At 46.7% G+C, this 17,680-nt stretch carries 12 protein-coding genes and 4 pseudogenes; 4 read left to right on the forward strand and 12 right to left on the reverse strand.

Features of this window, described 5'->3' with window-relative positions; genetic code table 11:
• Positions 1-81: 81 nt before the first annotated feature.
• Complete coding sequence (locus X919_RS0107310; RefSeq protein ID WP_007366527.1) at positions 82-939, reverse strand: GNAT family N-acetyltransferase; 858 nt, start codon at positions 937-939, stop codon at positions 82-84.
• An 11-nt stretch (positions 940-950) separates the two neighbouring features.
• Positions 951-1,328 carry a nuclear transport factor 2 family protein gene (locus X919_RS0107315; protein WP_007366528.1) on the reverse strand — a complete coding sequence of 126 codons (378 nt, stop codon included), beginning with the start codon at positions 1,326-1,328 and terminating at the stop codon, positions 951-953.
• Positions 1,329-1,445: 117 nt separating this feature from the next.
• Between X919_RS0107315 and X919_RS0107320 the strand changes: the two are divergent.
• Positions 1,446-1,724, forward strand: a pseudogene (locus tag X919_RS0107320) (DUF418 domain-containing protein); the annotation flags it as partial.
• 187 nt (positions 1,725-1,911) lie between these two features.
• Here X919_RS0107320 and X919_RS0107325 read toward each other — a convergent pair.
• A pseudogene (locus tag X919_RS0107325) lies at positions 1,912-3,696 on the reverse strand (helicase-related protein); the annotation flags it as partial.
• Between the two features lie 280 nt (positions 3,697-3,976).
• Here X919_RS0107325 and X919_RS0107330 point away from each other — a divergent pair.
• Entirely contained in the window at positions 3,977-5,491 is a 1,515-nt protein-coding gene (locus X919_RS0107330; protein WP_004378882.1) for a TonB-dependent receptor, read from the forward strand.
• On the opposite strand, the gene erm(F) is transcribed toward X919_RS0107330, so the two are convergent.
• Positions 5,479-6,279, reverse strand: coding sequence for a 23S rRNA (adenine(2058)-N(6))-methyltransferase Erm(F) (erm(F), locus tag X919_RS0107335; RefSeq protein ID WP_004359035.1), 801 nt, complete (start codon positions 6,277-6,279; stop codon positions 5,479-5,481). The two genes, X919_RS0107330 and erm(F), sit on opposite strands and share 13 nt — an antisense overlap.
• A 193-nt stretch (positions 6,280-6,472) precedes the next feature.
• Here erm(F) and X919_RS0107340 point away from each other — a divergent pair.
• Positions 6,473-7,454, forward strand: a pseudogene (locus tag X919_RS0107340) (IS30-like element IS4351 family transposase).
• Complete coding sequence (locus X919_RS0107345) at positions 7,451-7,708, forward strand: hypothetical protein (RefSeq protein ID WP_004359029.1); 258 nt, start codon at positions 7,451-7,453, stop codon at positions 7,706-7,708. The pseudogene X919_RS0107340 and the gene X919_RS0107345 overlap by 4 nt, the downstream one beginning before the upstream one ends.
• A 218-nt stretch (positions 7,709-7,926) precedes the next feature.
• Here the strand turns inward: X919_RS0107345 and X919_RS0107350 are convergent, their stop codons facing one another.
• The 8 genes and pseudogenes from X919_RS0107350 to X919_RS15075 form a co-directional block, all read right to left on the reverse strand.
• A complete protein-coding gene (locus tag X919_RS0107350) occupies positions 7,927-8,346 on the reverse strand; it encodes a plasmid mobilization protein (protein ID WP_004359027.1) in 420 nt (139 codons plus the stop codon).
• Between the two features lie 192 nt (positions 8,347-8,538).
• Entirely contained in the window at positions 8,539-9,048 is a 510-nt protein-coding gene (locus X919_RS0107355; RefSeq protein ID WP_004359024.1) for a DUF3408 domain-containing protein, read from the reverse strand.
• The gene (locus tag X919_RS0107360; protein WP_004359023.1) at positions 9,036-9,350 is read right to left on the reverse strand and encodes a helix-turn-helix domain-containing protein; all 315 of its coding nucleotides are present in this window, start codon (positions 9,348-9,350) and stop codon (positions 9,036-9,038) included. The genes X919_RS0107355 and X919_RS0107360 overlap by 13 nt, the downstream gene beginning before the upstream one ends.
• A 20-nt stretch (positions 9,351-9,370) precedes the next feature.
• A complete protein-coding gene (locus tag X919_RS0107365; protein ID WP_004359021.1) occupies positions 9,371-9,640 on the reverse strand; it encodes a helix-turn-helix domain-containing protein in 270 nt (89 codons plus the stop codon).
• Between the two features lie 663 nt (positions 9,641-10,303).
• Complete coding sequence (locus tag X919_RS0107370) at positions 10,304-10,789, reverse strand: DUF1896 domain-containing protein (protein WP_004359020.1); 486 nt, start codon at positions 10,787-10,789, stop codon at positions 10,304-10,306.
• Between the two features lie 55 nt (positions 10,790-10,844).
• Positions 10,845-12,128, reverse strand: a complete 1,284-nt coding sequence (locus tag X919_RS0107375) for a site-specific integrase (RefSeq protein WP_004378883.1) — start codon at positions 12,126-12,128, stop codon at positions 10,845-10,847.
• Between the two features lie 12 nt (positions 12,129-12,140).
• Positions 12,141-13,394: a site-specific integrase gene (locus tag X919_RS0107380; protein WP_004359018.1), complete on the reverse strand. Its 1,254-nt coding sequence runs from the start codon at positions 13,392-13,394 to the stop codon at positions 12,141-12,143.
• A 266-nt stretch (positions 13,395-13,660) separates the two neighbouring features.
• Positions 13,661-17,680: pseudogene (locus X919_RS15075) on the reverse strand (N-6 DNA methylase); the annotation flags it as partial.

Below are 17,680 nucleotides of genomic sequence, written 5' to 3' on the forward strand. Positions count from 1 at the left end.
AACTTTTTTAATCTATACGTATTTTTATTTGGTATTATTAATTTGTTATTTGATGATGAGGGCTATTCATATAAATGTAGGTTAAATTTTTCTGACCATTTCAAACTGTTGTCCTTTTGGGGTAAGTCCTAATGATGACAAGAAACCAGTGACTGATTCACAATCGCAATCAACATTAGTAAATTTGAGTACATCGCTTTGAAAATGACTGACAGCACTTTTAAGCAAGGACTTGCCTATTCCTTTACGCCGGTAATCTTTTGCAACTGCGAGGGATGAAATATCGCCTGATGCCGGTTCAAAGATAACAAATCCGACAAGTTCTTCTCTTTCATAAGCTCCCAATATGTCCAAATTGTCGATTCCGCGTTCCAGTGAAGCCCTGTCATTTTGCCATGAAGGATGAAAATCGAACCAGGCCGTTTGGTTAAGGCAGTTTTTTAAATCCGATGGGAGTATGCGACATGCAGTATGGTTTACTTGCAATACAGGAACAATATCGCTCAGTTTGGCAGAGTAGTAGTTGAAATTTCTCTGTGTTTCAAAGCCTAATTTGCGATATATTTTTATTGCTTTGTGATTGTGTTGCAAAACTTCCAGTACATATTGCCGAACTCCTTGTTGATATATCAATTCGAGGCTGAAAGTGAATATTTTTTGGGTTAGGTGTAATCCCCGGAATGAAGGTACGGTTCCCGTCCCTGTGTCATAAGCCGTCAAGATGTTGTTGTACATGCCTGTTCCGTTAAACACAAAAGAAATCAGCCGTCCTTCGAAAAATGCTCCGAAAGATAGTTGTGGATTGTATCCTCGTCGGTCGAGCATGCGTCGCAATTCATCCGCATTCAAAGAGAAATCATAATCTTTGAATGCGGATGAGAATGCCGCATACAAATCTTTGAAAGAAACGGACTCTAAAGAATGAATGATGATTCCCATATCGGACGGTGTTATGTGTTTGGATTTTTATCACTATTCTCTACGGTTAAACCGTGCTGTTTGAGAAAGCTGAGCTTATCCCAATAACCTCTTTGGAAAACGATTTTATCGTTTTGCACATGGAAGAATCCGCATCCTCGCAACCCGAGCGGATCTTTCCATTCCATGATAGCCCATTCTCCATCCTCGAATATATGCTCAACAATACAAACCATTTTTGAGGTTGCAAATTCATTTACAAACATTTTATGGATAGCTGTTTTTCCTATAACCGGGGTGTTTGCGACTTGATGGTTTATGGCATCCTGAGCGTATAAGTTTGCCAAAGCGACTGCATCGGCGGCGTTGAAGCAGTCAATCCATTCTTGTAGTATCTCTTTTGGCGTCATATTTTTCGTATCTTTTATTCTTTAATATTTAATTGTTGCTTTTTCCTCTATAAGTTAGAATTAGATATTTTTCTAATTCCTTTTGAAATGATCATCAAAAACAAAATTAGTATTTTTTTCTGTTTTACTGATGATTCTGTAGAAATATTCTCGTTCATATTATTGTGTCATAAGGAACGTGTCAAAAAAGCGGTTTCCACATTACAGCTTTATGGTAAAATGAGTTTAACCAACTACATAACGCAATCTGTTGTCGGTACTGTTATCTATTTCCCATTCGTATTCTATTTAGCCCCTTATTGTGGGTATGCAGCAAGTTATCTTATCGAATTCACTCTCTTTGGGAGTCAAATATGGTTGTGCAAATGGTGGCTGACAAAACATAAACAAGGTTAGTTGGAATATTTTTTGGTATAATGTTTATAAACATAAATCAAGAAAGAATAAATAAATTTAATAGAGGCTGCCCAAAAAGAAAGAAATCCTTACAATCACTCTTCTACAGATACTTGCAGAGGGGATAAGATTTACTTTTAGACCTTTTGGATAGCCCCTATTAATATTTTATATAAAATTCATAATTTTAAATTTTTATCCCTTTCGATCGGTTTTCATCCTTAAACTGAAAACCCGGACGCCCGATAATGATATGATTGGCAATGAAATTGCCAGACGGACTTCGTTTATCCATCGGGCTGCGTATCGGTGGTGCATCATCGGTTTGTTGTGGCGATATGCTCCGTACACCTTCCGAAACAGGCTTGACCTCCTGTCCGTCGTTCTCCTTTTCGGCGACATCGGGTGTAGGCGGCGCAAGCTCTAACTGTATTTTGCGGTCAAGCGCGGCAAGTTCGGACTTCAACTGTTTCAGTTCGTCCTCCTTTTTCCATACCTTACTTGCTATCTCCTGCAACTGTGGGACTTCCTTTTCCAGCACCTCGTTCTTTCCCTTATACTGGTCGATGATGGACGGAATCCTCTCCAATGCGTTCAGGAAATTACGTGCGGCGGCTACCGGATCAGCCATCGCCAGATGCCCGTTATTGTAAGTGTACTTGTAGTTTCCCTCCACCACGAAACGGTTGTCGGTAAACTCCAGCCCCTCTTTGAGTATTCTCTCGCTGACCACCTTTATCGGAAAACCGTAAAGTCCCCCGACAGGCTTGTACAAACCGCCCGTCGTGGCGTTCTTGGCGATTTCCTGCAAACGCTTTCCGATAACCTTTTCATCGGTAGAATCCACACCGTCCACCTTGACAGCATTCTGGCGATTGCCCTCCTTATCGGTCTTGACAACGGAAAGAAAGCGGTTCCAATCTTCCGTCATGGCTTCGATTACCGCCGTATTGTTGCGCAGTTCCCCCGTCTTGGCTTCCAGCTTGAACTCCGAATCGCGCTTGCCCTTGTTGAACGACTTGCGTTCCCCTTCGAGCGAGGCGATACGCTTTTCCAGTTTCGCCTTGTCCAAAAGGTCGGTATTGCCGGAGAGCAACGCCATGTACTCCGAGAAGTTCATGCCCGATTTCTCGTCCATAGCCCCCTCGTCGATGGTACGCGCGCCCATCGCCCCGCTTTTGAGCTGCGAGATGAATGTCTGCTTGCAGTGCAGCAGGTTGAACTTGTAGCTGTCCAGCGACTTTTCCACAGCGTAGATGATGACATCCACGTTGTTCCCGGCAAAATGCTTGGCAATCTCGTTGCCTGCCCTGACTCCCCGTCCGTCACGCTGTTGTAGGTCGGACGGACGCCACGGCGTATCCAAATGATGGATTGCGACACACCGTTTCTGCGCGTTCACACCCGTTCCGAGCATGGAGGTGGAGCCGAACAGCACGCGCACCGTTCCGGCGTTCATGGCGTCTATCACCCCCTTGCGTGCCTTGTCGGTCTTGCACTCCTGAATGAAGCGCACCTCGCCTGCCGGGATGCCGTAGTCCTCCGTCAGTTTCCGCTTTATCTCGCTGTACACGTTCCACCCGTCGCCCGGCTGGTACGTTCCCAGATCCGAGAACACGAACTGCGTGCCTTTCTGCGCGTCATACCTGTGGTAATACTCCGCAATCGTCTTGGCGCAGTGCGAAGCCTTGTTGTCGGGGTGGTCTTCGTAATGCGGGTCTATCATGCGCATATCGAGAGCCATCTTGCGGGCGTAGTCGGTGGCGATAAGCATCTTCGCCTTCTCCTCCGTTTCCGACAGGGGTGGTCTGCCCAGCAGCGTGGCGTCACCCGTCTTGGCGAACTGCATCAGCTTTTGGATGAAGTCCTCCTGCTCCGGCGTCGGCGGTATGTGGTGCAGTATCTCGTTCTTGTGCGGACGGTCCACGCCCACGTCCTCCGCCGTGCGGTAGTCGGTTATCTCGTTGTAAAAGTAATGGGGGTGAATGTAATCGACTGATTACTAATAAAAAGCAGAATATATAATCTGATAAGGTGAACGACTAAGAAACGAGCGAGTTTCTTTCCCTTTCTTTATTCTGCAAAGTCTCAAAGAACTCTCTGTTTGATGTTGCAAAGATAGCGATATAATTCATATAAGCAAAGTATTTACGTTGTTTTTTCAATGAAAATCAACCTTAGACATTTCTAATTCTATAAAATCGCCATTTTAAGGTATTGCATATATCTATGAACAATGGTAATTTTGCAAAATGATAATCAAAAGAATTCTTTTAATCTTCATCATTCTACTTCTGCTGTTTCCCACTGCTAATGCTACTATTTTGAATTTAGTTGTGGGTGATACTATATACCCTACTCGAAAACATGTTTCTTCATTACATAAAACGATAGAACTCGATGAAGTTCAAGTTATTGGACAGCGGAAATTGTTTTCCATAAGAAAAGACACCACGTTTATCAATACTGATTGCCTTCGAGTAAGGAAAGGTGCTAACTTGGAAGACTTAATCAGGAATATTCCGGGCATGGAATACGACAAGGCGAACAGGCAACTATCATTCAAAGGAAAGCCATTGAACGGCGTAAACATCAATGGCGAGACCTTTATGGGCAACGACATTATCGCAGCGTTGGAGAATATGCCAACCGATGCAGTGGAACTACTGAAACTGTATGACATGCTCAGCGCATTGGAGAAAATGACGGGAGTAGATGATGGTGCCGACAATTATGTGCTGGACATCAAGACCAAATCTACCTACAATGGCAGCCTGACAGGAACACTAACGGCTGAACACGGCAATCGCGACAGACGCAGGGATGAGGTACAGGGCAATCTATTCAATGCCGATGGCGAAAACACCTCGCTGACTTTGCGCTCTGACAATCTTAGTAATATGAACATTGGGGGAAACAATTTCCAAAACATATTGTCGGGCAATATCGTGAAGAAATTTGGTAAGAAAATTACGCTCAATGCAAGCCTCTCACTCAATGCCTTCCACAATGGAAGCGAGAATCATGACTATGATGAGCAATATCTTTCATCGGGAACAAAATATCGGGAATCAATGCTGCTTTCCTTGAGCAAGAATCACAGTAATGCCGCAAACATAAATCTGCAGTATAACATAGACAAAAAGACTTTGCTGAATATAAGTGCAAATGGAAACTTCGGACGGTCAGACAACCTGACTGACAACACAACATACCTATATGAGCGCAATACGGCTGCGGACACGCTGACCTCGGGAACGCTGCGAAATAACACAAAAAGCAATGGAAAGAATTACCATGTATCTGCCGACCTCACACGGCGGATTGGCAAGGCTGGGGCATCATTTACCGTGAAGGCGACACTTGGCGGTAACTCGAATGAAACTAATAATACCAGCCTTTCACTGACGAAATTCCACCACCTGCGCAACGCTGTGGGCGGAGATTCACTACTGTTGCGCAATCTTTGCCAACAACTGCCCACCCTGCGCAACGAAAGCAGAATATCATTGCAATATACCCATCCTTTTGGCAAACAGTTGAAATTGCAGACAGGGTACGGACTGCATCACGAAGAGGATAGAAACACAAGCAACACTTACGACTATACTATACCGAATAGACCATACATAGATAGCCTAAGTTATGAGAACACACTATCTATATGTGGGCAGGAACTCACCCTGAGAATGGATTATAAGGGTAAGCAATGGAAGATAAACAGTGGCATTGATGTAGACCACCCGACTTTGAACTACGAAGGATGAAATTTTTCAGGGACAACTTCCAGCATTTCCAAAAAACAGTTTAACCATTGACTTGGAGACAAACAAACAATTTGAGCATTAAGGTTTAAACCGAATTTTTCCGAAATTGACCTGACCTGACTTTTCCTGAAAATCGACTTTAAAGCTGTTTTTACAGATAAATCAGGTTTCTCTAACAGACAGGAAATAAATGCTAAGTATTTGGCTTTAAACTTAAAATCAAAAAATAAGTGTTTTCTTTTAATGTTTAACAGGGCTGATTTGACAGTTGGCGGTGGCAAGAAACTTTCAGGACCTACCTCATAGACAAGTTTCAAATCAAAAAAAGTATGATAGAAAACGGTATATGGATTGTAAAGCTTCCTCGAAAATAACTTTTGTGTAGGTTCTAATTGAAGGATAATGGAACCTCCCAGAAAATTTCCAAGACTCTCAAACATCAGGATTTTGAAAATATCGGAAGTAATGCCATAAGGAATATTTGACACCACTTTGAAAGGAAATTTCGGAACTGCAAAATTCCTAAAATCACAACCGACAACTTGAACATTTCGGGCATCAGAAAATAATTTTCGTAAATGTTCAACCAAAGCTGTGTCGTTTTCAATAGCAACAACATTGTTGGCGATTTTTAATAAATGAACAGTAAGAAACCCCTTGCCTGCCCCAATATCTAAAACCGTATCCTGATTACTTATATTTGCTTGTCTTATTGCATCTTTTATTAGCACTTTATCAATAGTAAAGTGCTGACCCGTAAAACGAACGGGCAATTTCTTTTTTGTCATTAGTAACTTCTTACAGGTGAATACTTCTTGAGTTCAACTTATAAATGCAACTTTTTGGGTGCGGATAATAAGCAATAAAAACATTTATTTTTCAGAGAGGAAAGAGAGACAATGTCCCCCTTTCTCTCACTCTGAATGGATAAAGTTTGCTATCTTTGCTTTAATTGTCCGTCCAAGGAAAAAAAAGTTGCAGATGAGCAAACATATAACCGAGGAACAAAGGTATGCAATTTTCTATGATGTTGCAAATACCGATGAGCAAAAAAGCAATAGCGGAAGCTATCGGAGTAGATAAAAGCACTGTTTACAGGGAGATAAAGCGCAATTGCGACGCCCGAAGTGGTAGCTATAGCATGGAGCTTGCCCAGCGAAAAGCAGACAGGCGCAAGCAGCAAAAACATCGCAAGGAAGTGCTTACACCGGCAATGAGAAAACGGATAATAAAGCTGTTGAAGAAAGGATTCAGCCCGGAGCAGATTGTCGGCAGGAGCCGCTTGGAGGGAATTGCGATGGTATCTCACGAAACGATATATCGCTGGATTTGGGAGGATAAGCGGCGGGGTGGCAAACTGCACAAATATCTTCGCAGACAAGGTCGCAGGTATGCCAAACGTGGTTCTAAAAATGCAGGGCGAGGATTTATCCCAGGCAGGGTGGATATTGATGAGCGTCCCGAGATAGTGGAACTGAAGGAGAGATTTGGTGATTTAGAGATAGATACAATTATTGGTAAGAACCACAAAGGTGCCATTCTTACCATTAACGACAGAGCAACAAGCAGGGTCTGGATACGCAAGTTGTCGGGAAAAGAAGCCATCCCGGTAGCTAAGATTGCAGTATGGGCACTGCGGAAAGTGAAAAACTTAATACACACAATTACGGCTGACAATGGAAAGGAGTTTGCAAAGCACGAGGAAATTGCGCAAAAATTGGAAATAAAATTCTATTTTTGCAAACCATACCACTCATGGGAACGTGGTGCCAATGAAAACACCAACGGGCTTATCAGGCAGTATATCCCAAAGGGTAAGGACTTTAGTGAAGTAACCAACAAACAGATTAAGTGGATTGAAAATAAACTCAATAATCGACCTCGTAAAAGACTTGGATACCTCACGCCAAACGAAAAATTTAAACAAATTATTAATCAGAATTCTGTTGCATTTGCAAGTTGAATTCAGCTTATAATAAGAAAGGAGATGAAGAATTTACTTCCCAACAGGACATTTTATTCCCTAAAGTGTTTGATGTTGATGGCATGCGAGTTTTTATTTATTGGAAACTTCCACATCCTGTGGAAAAGCTCTATCCATATGTTGATTACAAAATACGGAAAATTTCAAAAGATACGTTAGTTATAGGGGATTATACAGACTTTGTGTTTGTTAATGGTCATGGTAATGCCCCAAATCGGGAATTGTCAAAATAAAAAAATAATAAATGTGGGGTAATACTCCAAATCGGGAGTTATTGAAATAATTATCTGATTATCAATGTACTTTCCAAAAGATAAAGTATTAGGGCAGAGTGGAAAAATCGTTGAAACTGGTCCTATGTAATCGTTCAAAGTGACCCTTTTGTATCATCCAAAGAGGGATTGGACATTCGCGGTACGATACGAGTATGGGTGTTATGATTTATCAGCATTCATTCTTCTCTACTCCCAAAGGATTTTGTCAGTTGTACTGCTTGCTGTTGTAGTCTGATGAGAATTTGGGAATAGGTTTCGAGTTTGCCGAGCAGTTGTTGAGCAGTGGCAACAGAATGATAAGTATTGAGGACTTTCACGACTTCGTTGTACAGAACTCCTATCTTATGAGCCAAGGCAACGATTTCTGAGAGTTTCTCCAAGTAAGGTTCTTTTGCAGGGTCTTGGGTGATGACCTTAAAAGATTCACCAAGAAGCCTTGCTCGGACAAAGTCGCTCTTTGTCTTTGCTCCCGACTTGCGATAGAGTCTGATAAGTTTCTGCTGGTCTTCGGAATTAGGTATTCTGATGTGCCATCTGTCCCATCGTGGGCAGGTGGCACATCTGCCGTCTGGCTTCTTTTGTTTTTGCTTCTTCATTGCTTTCTAATCACGACTTTGGAGTGATTTAATCCCCTTTCGGGGCAAGGGTCTTTGTGGTACAAATGGCAATTTGTGGTACAAAGACACACCTTGCTGATGTAGAAAATGGGATTATAAGCCCCTGCTGTGTTACTGCATTCATTGAATACAGTAACTCGGCGTAGGCTTGCATTCGAGGAATGCAGTAATTCAGAGTTTCCTCCATCTTTCCACATCTTCCTTGTATTGGTCGAGGTGTTCCCGCAGTACCTGTTCGACATATCCCGAAACGCTCGCTCCATGCTCACCGATTCTCCGCACCACGAAGTCTAACTTTCGTTGGGTTTCCTCTGATACATACACGGCTTTGCGGTGGCTGTTGCGAAAGGGCTGGAGATATTTCCCCTGAAACTCGGATAATTGCTTTCTGTCCTTTGTTTTTCCCATTCTTTGATGAAATTCTTCGGTAGAAGTAGCCCTTTCTGTTGGCGACAACGCTGTTTCTTGATAGGACGGTTGAGAAAAATCCTTGTTACTCTCCTTGTCATTTTGTTCCTCAACTTTATCAACAGGCTCAAACCTTCTCTTTTCCTCTTCATAATCGAAGGGCTGGTCAAAATCGGGTAACTCTTCGGGCTTGCGGAGCTTAACGCCATAATTTCCCATATCTCTAATGGCTTGTTCCAAGCGTTGTTTCCTTTTTTCATCTATTCTTGCCATAATTTCTTGGGTATCGGGTTATAGTGTTTTTCAAGCATGGCTTGTATGTCGCTCTGCTTGTAGAGTATCTTCCCTCCGATTTTGTAGAAAGGAAGCGTTCCTGAGTTTCTGTACTCTTGGAGCGTGCGTGTGCTGAGCCGTAATTGGCTGCAAACCTCCTCACCCGAAAGGTAAACCTCACCATTCAGCATCGGACGGGCGGTAGAGCAATACCGCTCCAACTTCTTCAAAGTGCCTTCCATCAGTTGTGAAAACAACTGCATCTGAGGGTCTTCCCGCGTAATGATTTCATTCTCTGCCATAATTCATTCATTCTTTGATTTCAATCCTTGACTGCATTCAGCATTTCACAGATGTCGGTCTGTTTGTAATAACACTTATGTCCAATCATGGAGAAAGGGATTTTGCCCGTATCTCGGTATGATTGTAGGGTACGCTTGCTGATGCCTAAACGCTTGCACACGGCTTCGTTGTCGAGCCATTGCTCGGTCTTGGGAGGATTACCGATGAGTTTTTCCACACGATGGATAAAGTCTGCAAATTCGGAGCGATGTCGCTCCCACGCTTTGCGGTCGATGATAATGAGTTTCATTGCCTTAATTTTGTTTTGATTACTTTATTGTTACTCAGCAAACAAACTGTTATGCAGTCCATTGCCGTACTTCTCGGGTGCAAAAGTAACCCCTCGGAAGCACCACTGCAAGAAATGAGGATAAGCAGGGAAATAGAGAGAAAGCAATAGAAAAACAAAGGAAATCCGTCTGTGTTATTGCGGTAATGAGATGAGGTGCCGGCTCGTTCCTTTTATTATCTTGTTGTTTTATCGATAATTCGATAGTTCGACAAATCGAGATGTCGAAGTGTCGATAGATAGTTTTATCGATAGATTATTTTGACGATATATAGTTTTGACAACAGATAGTCATGACAACAAATTGTACAAACAATAGATTGTCCGTATTATCGTCAGTCCTATCTGTTGTTAGTTGTTACGCCTTGCGTCCAAAGAGCCTGAGTATGCCGTATTCTTGTCGTGCCTATACTCTCTACGGCAGCCCAGCCCTGCAAGGTTGGGAGAGATGAATACGACCGCATGGATATAGAAAATGGCAATACCACCTTGAAACAGAGAAATCCTGCGGTGGAGATTCTTCTCTCCATCCGCAGGACTCGACCTTGTCAGGGCAGACAGGCTGCCGTTGTACCTTTGCACGATAAGAAACGGCATCAGGAACTTTGCGTGCGCCGCCTTTGCCTACAACGCCTTCAGGCTTGCTTCCTCCGTCAGTCTGACCGTTGGCAGATTGTTGCTCTCGATGAGCAGCACTATCGTGCCTGTCAGTTCGGTGTAAAGACGGCCGTATTGCTCGTCAGAAGCCAATGTGTCCGTCAAACCGAACTTGTCGAATGTGGCTTGAACAGCCTTGTTCGACAACAGTATAGGTACGAGTTTCTCTGGGAGCGGTGCAGGAAGTTCCCTTTCAAACTCGTTTTCCAACACGGATATAAGCGTATCGTACTTGGAAAAGTGCAAGCCTTGATACAATGCCTCGCTTGCCATGCTCTCCGCTTCAATGTGTGTAAAGCCTTGTGCTACAGCATCGCAGTAAACTGTGAGAGCCATATCTGCCCGTGCAGTGATAAACTCCGTATCTTGCAACTTTTCGGGGTGATGCTCACTCATGTAACTTCTTAACTTCAATCGGAAGTAGGAAAGTTCCTTTTTGTTCTTCTGTTTCATTGTTTTTCTTGTTAAAAAGTTGGACTTCTTTTTTTTGAATCATTCATTACGGCTGTTACATCCCAATTATGGGACTTGACTTTTTCGGTGTTCTTGACGGACACAGCCGTAAGGCTTTACGCAGTACCCTTGTATGCTCACTACCCATCAGGGGTTGCATTTCCTTGGCAATCTTGCTCTTGGTCACCCGTGCATAAATCTCGGTCGTGGAGATGAAGCGATGCCCCAGCATCTTGCTCACCGTCTCTATCGGAAGTCCGTTCTCCAGACAGATGGTCGTGGCAAAGGTGTGCCGTGCGGTGTGCGAGGTCGCTTGAGTATGCGGTGGCAGTCCTGCCTTAATACATATCTCCTGAATAGTTCTATTGAAATTACTGTTGCTGGGAAACTCTCGAAAGAAAAGCCCCTCCCTTCGTCCGTGGCTCACAATGGCGAGTATTTTCTCGGCAACGGGCAGCAACGGGACAATACTTCTGTTCTGTGTCTTTGTTCGACAGAGCGATATGTACCTACGCCCATCCCCGAATGTATAAACATCGTCCATTCGGAGTTTCTTTAAGTCTGAGAATGCCAGCCCCGTGAAACATCCCAAGAGGAAAATAAGTCTGCAATGGTTATCTGTCGAGCGGTGCGGACGGTAAGCCAAGAGTTTTTGCAGGTCGTCCGCCGTAAGTGCATTGCGCTCGTAGGTAGGCGTTTCTATGTCTATGAGTTCAAAAGGGTCTTCACGAACGTATCGCTCCTGCAATGCCTTGCGAATGACCTGATGCAAGTGGCGTAGGCGGTTGCCGACACTGCTTTCCTTGTTTCCCAAGTCCCGAAGCATAAAAAGGCGATAGTCCTCAAGCAAAGTCTTGTCCACCTCTGTGGGCATACAGTCTGCCCTGTCCCTTACTTGCAGGAAATGAACAAAACTCTTGTAGCTGTCCTTAAAAGCCCTGACAGTTGCCTTGCTTAATGTTCTGCCCTGCAATTCCTCCTTGTATTCACAAACGGATTGATATAGCTCCGTAAGTGTTGGCATGGGGCGACTTTGCTGCATATAACGCTCCTTGAGGTATTCCGCCGTGATATAGTTTTCTTCCCTTAATGTACGTTCATAGAGTGAATGCAAGCACTCTTCTATTGAGTTCAGTTGCAGATTGATGCCGCTTGAATTACCTGTTGTCGCCTTGATGCACCCTTTTCGGGCAAGCCACTCGTCGGGGGAAGTTTGCAACTGCGTGGAAAACGATGAGGACGTTCCATTACAGGTGATACGGCAACGGATTACGCATAGTCCGTCTTCATTGGTCTTGCTTCTATCTATGTAGAATAGTATGGCAAATGTACTTTTCATTGTTCTGCGGTTTTAGTTGGTCAGTTGATAATGTGCGAGTTGTGGAAGTATTTTCTCTATGTCCAGAAAGACACGCTCGGGAGATGTCTCCGCATACACTTGCGTGGTTTTGATTTGACTGTGTCCGAGCATTTTGGAAACGCTCTCAATGGACACGCCCTCCGACAGTGTCATCTGAGATGCGAAGGTATGCCGTGCCATGTGATAGGTCAGCGTTTTCTGAATACCGCAAAGCCGTGCTATCTTTTTGAGGTGTATGTTTACCGTGTCGCATCCGGGTATGGGCAGCAGATACCCCTTGGGCGGTTCGTGTCGGAAAGCCCTCGTGTGAATGCCCCGATAACGCTCGATAATGGCAGTGGCTTCGGGAAGTAGGGGGATGTGGCACACGTTGCCCGTCTTTATTCTCGGCTTGCGTATCCAAGTCATTCCCGCTTCGTGAAAGACGTGCTGCTCCGTCAAGTGATACACGTCGGTATAGGAAAGCCCCGTCAGGCAGGAGAAAAGGAACATATCCCTCGACACTTTTTCATAGCCTTGCAATTTATCTTCTCCCAAGGCTGCGATAAGACCTACCTCCTCCCTTGTGATGTAACGTGGAGTACCCACTTCCCAACGAATGGAATGGTTGATGAAGGGATAGGTGTCAATGATGTGCCGTTTATGCAGGTCTTTGAGCAAGGAAGCCAGCATGGAGAGATAGCCAGCCGAAGTGTTGAGCTTGAATCCCTTTTCTTTGGCGAAGTAGTCCTCCAAGTCTTTGATAAAGGCGATGTCGGCTTTCTGCACGGGAATATCCTCCACACGGTAGCGATACCTGACGAAGTTTGCCAGATGCTTGTGAAAGAGCAACAGGCATTTTAGTCTGCGTTCGCTGCGGTCTATGCCCACACGCTCACGGAAGCGGTCGATATACTCGTCTGTATGATGCAGCAGTCCTTGTGACTCACTGTTCAGTCCGAATACAAGCTCCCGTACTCGCTCTGCCGTGATGGGAGCATCGGATTTACCCGAAAGAGACTCATAAACCTTGTGTATGCTCACCTGAAGGCGGTCAAGTTCCTTGTTTACCGATACGGCTTCGGCACTCTTGCCCAGCAGTCGGTTTTTGCGACTGTCCCACAAACGAGGAGTACACGAGCATTTGCAACTGAACTGTACCATAGAGCGTCCTGCGCTGATGCGTCCCATGATGGGACTTTTTCCGTTTTTGTCCTGCGTACCTCTCTTGAGGTAGAAAAGCAGCTTGAATTTTTCTTTTTCCATTGTTTTTTACTTGCAAAATTACACTTCTTTGAGGAACTTTGAACGATGCAAAACATTGATAATGAAAGAGAAAACTCCGTTTTAGTTACCACTTTCAGCCGTCCTTTTCCTTTCATCGTTTTTCGAACGATTTGGTAACTGAACTCCCTCCTTTTCGCTCCCTTTTCTGCCTGTTTCCTATGATGCAACCCTAAGAAGAAACAAGCAATATCCGCTGTATTTCAGTCAGATATGAGTTTTATGCCATTTTCTGCTTTCTACTCCCATACTTCCGCATAGAAGGCGGCAAGCTCCGGCACTTTGATGAAGTAGCGGAAACGCTCCTTCTGCACCACGTTGTTCGTCACGTTGAACTCGAAGTCGGTCGTCTTCTTGGCAAAGATAGCCGCCCAAGCGTCAAAGCAACGAATATCCTGCCGTTCCAGTTCCTTAGGGCGAAGGTACTTGAAGAGCAGGTACAGCTCCGTCAGCGAGTTGCTGATGGTCGTACCGGACAGGAACGTAGCCCCCAAGTCCTTGCCCGTGCGTTCCTGTATGGTACGTATGGCAAAGAGCATGTTCAGGGCTTTCTGGCTTCCTTCCGAGTTTCCCAATCCCGCCACACGGTCGTGCCGCGTGTTGAAAGTCAGGTTCTTGAATTGATGGCTCTCGTCAATGAAGATATGGTCGATGCCCATCTGCTTGAAGTCCACCACATCATCCGTGCGCGATTGGATGGCATGTTCCACCTTCTCCAACTTCGCTTCAAGGTTGTGCTTGCGCTTTTCCAGCCCTTTCAGCATCGCCCTCGACACGTTCTTGCCCTGTTGCCGCAGGACTTCGAGATTTTCCTCCACCGTGTCAAGCTCCGCTTGCAGGATGCGCTGCTGCAACTCCGGCGACTGCGGAATCTTGCCGAACTGGTCGTGCGACATGATGACGCAATCGTAGTCGTTGTTCTTGATGTTGTTGAAGAAACGCACGCGGTTGGCGGTCGAGAAGTCCTTCTCCGAGGCATAGAGAATCCGCGCGTTGGGATATGCCGCCTGATAGGTGGCGGCAATCTCCGCGACATTGGCTTTCAGCCCGATAATCATCGGTTTGTGCGCCAAGTTCAGGCGCTTCATCTCATGCGCTGCAATACACATTATCAGCGTTTTACCGGTTCCCACCTCGTGGTCACAAATGCCACCGCCATTCTGTTTGAGCATCCAGACGCAATCCATCTGTGACGGATAGACGCTCTTGATACCCCGGCTTGCCAGCCCTTTGAGGTTGAGGTCGGGAAATGTCTGGTGAGAGCCGTCATACTTTGGGCGCACGAAACAGTTGAACTTGCGGTTGTACATCGTCGTCAGCCGTTCCTTGAACTGCGGCGACTGCTCTTCCAGCCATTCCGAGAACCCGTTGCGGATTTCATCAATCTTGGCGTTGGCGAGCTGTATGCCCTCGCTGTCACGCACCTTGATGTCATTGCCATGCTCGTCCTTACCGATGGATTTCATCATGTCCGGGCAGGTGTTGTGCAGGGCGTGTTTCAACAGGTGCATGCCGTCATAGTTCCGGTAATAGCCCTTCACTAAAAACTCGTCCGTGATTTTCATGGTGCGGCAGCCGCACGCCACCGAAAACTCATCCATGCTTGCGGAGTAGGCGATTTTCACGTCCGTGTCGAAAAGATGGCTCATATAGGCGGCATACACGCCCGTCGGAATCCAGCGTTCCCCGAAATTGAAGTCGAGGTCCTCAAAGGCGATGCGCGGCGGCTCGGCTTCTTTCAGAGCCTCCAACGCCTGCTTCACTTCCGGCATACGTCCGTTTTCGGGGTTGTCGCCCATCCATGCCTCGATGCGCTCCGCCTTTTCTATCACATTCCCGGCGATGAACCTGTCCTTTATCTCGTAACCGGTTACGAGCGGGTTGTAGAAGATGCGTCCTTTGAGGGCGTCAAGCAATCCCTCCTCCGTGCTGTCGGTTATCTCCCGCATATAGTCGAGATTGACCGTGCCGAACTTGTTGAGCGACGCGGAGAGTGCCTCTTCGGGAGAGCTTACGTTGGCATGGCTCTCCACAGAGAAGGAAACGGGACGCTCGAAAATGTCCGCCTTGACGAACCTGCCGTCCTCCGCCCGTTCCAGCGAAAGGATGTCGCGTCCGGCGACATCCATCATCAACAGTTTCACGTTATGCTTGGCATTGAGGTTGCCGTAGCGCATGACAAACTCATCGTAGCAGGTGTTCAACGCTCCGCGTTGCGCAGACCCTTCATCGTGATACTCCGCCTCGTAGCGGTAAAGCCGCTCGTATGCGTCACGGAGTGACACATACAACATCGCTTTCTCCTTCTGGTAGCCGGTCAGGTCAAGCGGTTGGAATGTCGCGCCGTAAGGCGTGAGGCCCTTCAAATAACCGAGATTGCGTGAAGCATCCAGTACCATAGAGCCGTCACGGTAGTGCGGCTCCAGCATACCGTTGAACGGACGGGGAGAAAGGTCGAGAGGTTCCTCCTTCGGCTTTTCCGTTTCAAATTCAGGGAAAAGGGAAGTTGTTGTCTCACTTGCGTTATTGTCCGTAACGGGAACGGTTGCGACTTCCGTCTGTGCTTCGGGGCGTTTTGTCGCTTCCTTTTCCGGCATGTCAATGGCGGGAGCGGCTTTCACCGCCGTCCCGTCCACCCGTTGCTTCTCCTGATGCTGTGCCGCCAGCCTGCGAAGTTCCTTGCGTCGCTCCGGCGTGAGGTCCATCATCATTTCATAGAAACCGTTGATGGGCGGATTGGTGTCCCAATCCAAAGAGGCGTAAATATCATCCAGATCGCCTTTGGCTGCGAAACTCACCGGCTTTGTTTCATGGCTGTCCCTCTTCTCCGTCAGTGGTGCAACAGACGGCTGTGGCGGTGCAGTCGTAACCTTCGGCGTAACCTGCGCCTGCGGTTTGGGAGGCATACGCCTTGCCGGGCTTTCCTTTTTCGCCGTCTTTTTCTTCTTGGCGGGGGCTTCCTGCTTGCGTACTTCCTCGGTCATGCCCCAGAGGTCGAGCAGGGAGAGCTGCACGCCCTCCGAATAATCGGGGCGGCGCGGCTCTATCTCCGACTTTTCTTCCTCCGGCTGCGGTGTTGCCGCTTCGGGCTTCGCTGCCATTTCATGACGTGGCTGTATCTCAGGAGTGACAACCGGTGTGGAAATGGTTTCTGTTACCGTGCTTTTCCCCTGTGCCGGATGCAGGCTGTGCATTTCATACAGCTTTTTGTCCAACTTATACAGCTCAATATCCATATGTTCCCGCAAATCCTCCGCCATTTGCCCGATGCCGTCCCGGTGCATGACTTTATAGGCTGGTTTCCCGTAAGGGTCTGTGCCGCTTATCAGATCCGAGTGGGGAATCATGCCGATGCTGCCGACATACCCGTTCTGGAAACTGCCTATCGGTGTCTTTTCCGTCTGCACGAACAACTCTTCATAATCGTACAGCTCCCGTTTCTTGCCGCTGTTCTTTTGCAGGATAATCAGGTCGCTGCCCACTTCCGTACCCGCGTTGTCCGTGAAGAGGTTGTTCGGCAGGCGTGCGACTCCCACCAGATTGGCATTACGCATCATATACTCGCGTATGGGCGCGTTGGACGGTGCGTCCAGTACCCCTTGAGAGGTGATGAACGCCACGATGCCGCCCTCACGCACCGCGTCAAGGCTTTTCAGGAAGAAGTAGTTGTGTATTGCCTTCGGTGCGGAACGCCTTGCCGGGTCTTGGCTTCCTGTAAATTCCGGGTCGAACACAGCCACGTCGCCGAACGGGATGTTCGAGATGGCAAGGTCGAAATAGTCCGTGAAGGGCTTCTCTATCTTCTCGAATCCCTGCACCCTTACCTTTTGGTCGGGATGCAGGTGTCCCAATATCTTGCCCGTCATCAGGTCTTTCTCGAAAGCCATGATGTCCGCGTCCGGCTTGTTTTCCAGCACGGCATCCACGAATGCGCCCACGCCCGCCGACGGCTCCAGCACACGGTCGGGACGTATGCCGTGTTCATGCAGAGCCTCCGCAATCGTGCCGGTTATCTCCGGCGGGGTGTAGAAAGCGGTCAGCACGGACTGCTTCATGGCATCCACGTACCGCTTGTACTCCGTATCGTCCTTGCTGTTTTCACGCACCAGCCTGTGCAGTTCTACCGTAGGGGTAAACAGTTCGAGGTCCGATTTCGCCCAATGCACGGCATCCGTCAGTTCCTTTGCAGGATTCAGTATGCACTTCAACCCGCCGAAACCGCAATACTTCCGAAGTATGGCTTGTTCCTCGGCGGTTGCCGTCCTCCG

The sequence above is a fragment of the Prevotella sp. HJM029 genome (genome assembly GCF_000599605.1).
Taxonomy (GTDB): Bacteria; Bacteroidota; Bacteroidia; order Bacteroidales; family Bacteroidaceae; genus Prevotella.

What these genes read in the sequence shown, in the direction of transcription:
- X919_RS0107310 (WP_007366527.1), bottom strand. Translation starts at nt 939, where the DNA reads ATGGGAATCATCATTCATTCTTTAGAGTCCGTTTCTTTCAAAGATTTG.
- X919_RS0107355 (WP_004359024.1), bottom strand. Translation starts at nt 9,048, where the DNA reads ATGGCAAGAATAGATGAAAAAAGGAAACAACGCTTGGAACAAGCCATT.
- X919_RS0107375 (WP_004378883.1), bottom strand. Translation starts at nt 12,128, where the DNA reads ATGAAAAGTACATTTGCCATACTATTCTACATAGATAGAAGCAAGACC.
- X919_RS0107370 (WP_004359020.1), bottom strand. Translation starts at nt 10,789, where the DNA reads ATGAAACAGAAGAACAAAAAGGAACTTTCCTACTTCCGATTGAAGTTA.
- X919_RS0107380 (WP_004359018.1), bottom strand. Translation starts at nt 13,394, where the DNA reads ATGGAAAAAGAAAAATTCAAGCTGCTTTTCTACCTCAAGAGAGGTACG.
- X919_RS0107365 (WP_004359021.1), bottom strand. Translation starts at nt 9,640, where the DNA reads ATGAAACTCATTATCATCGACCGCAAAGCGTGGGAGCGACATCGCTCC.
- X919_RS0107330 (WP_004378882.1), top strand. Translation starts at nt 3,977, where the DNA reads ATGATAATCAAAAGAATTCTTTTAATCTTCATCATTCTACTTCTGCTG.
- X919_RS0107360 (WP_004359023.1), bottom strand. Translation starts at nt 9,350, where the DNA reads ATGGCAGAGAATGAAATCATTACGCGGGAAGACCCTCAGATGCAGTTG.
- X919_RS0107350 (WP_004359027.1), bottom strand. Translation starts at nt 8,346, where the DNA reads ATGAAGAAGCAAAAACAAAAGAAGCCAGACGGCAGATGTGCCACCTGC.
- X919_RS0107315 (WP_007366528.1), bottom strand. Translation starts at nt 1,328, where the DNA reads ATGACGCCAAAAGAGATACTACAAGAATGGATTGACTGCTTCAACGCC.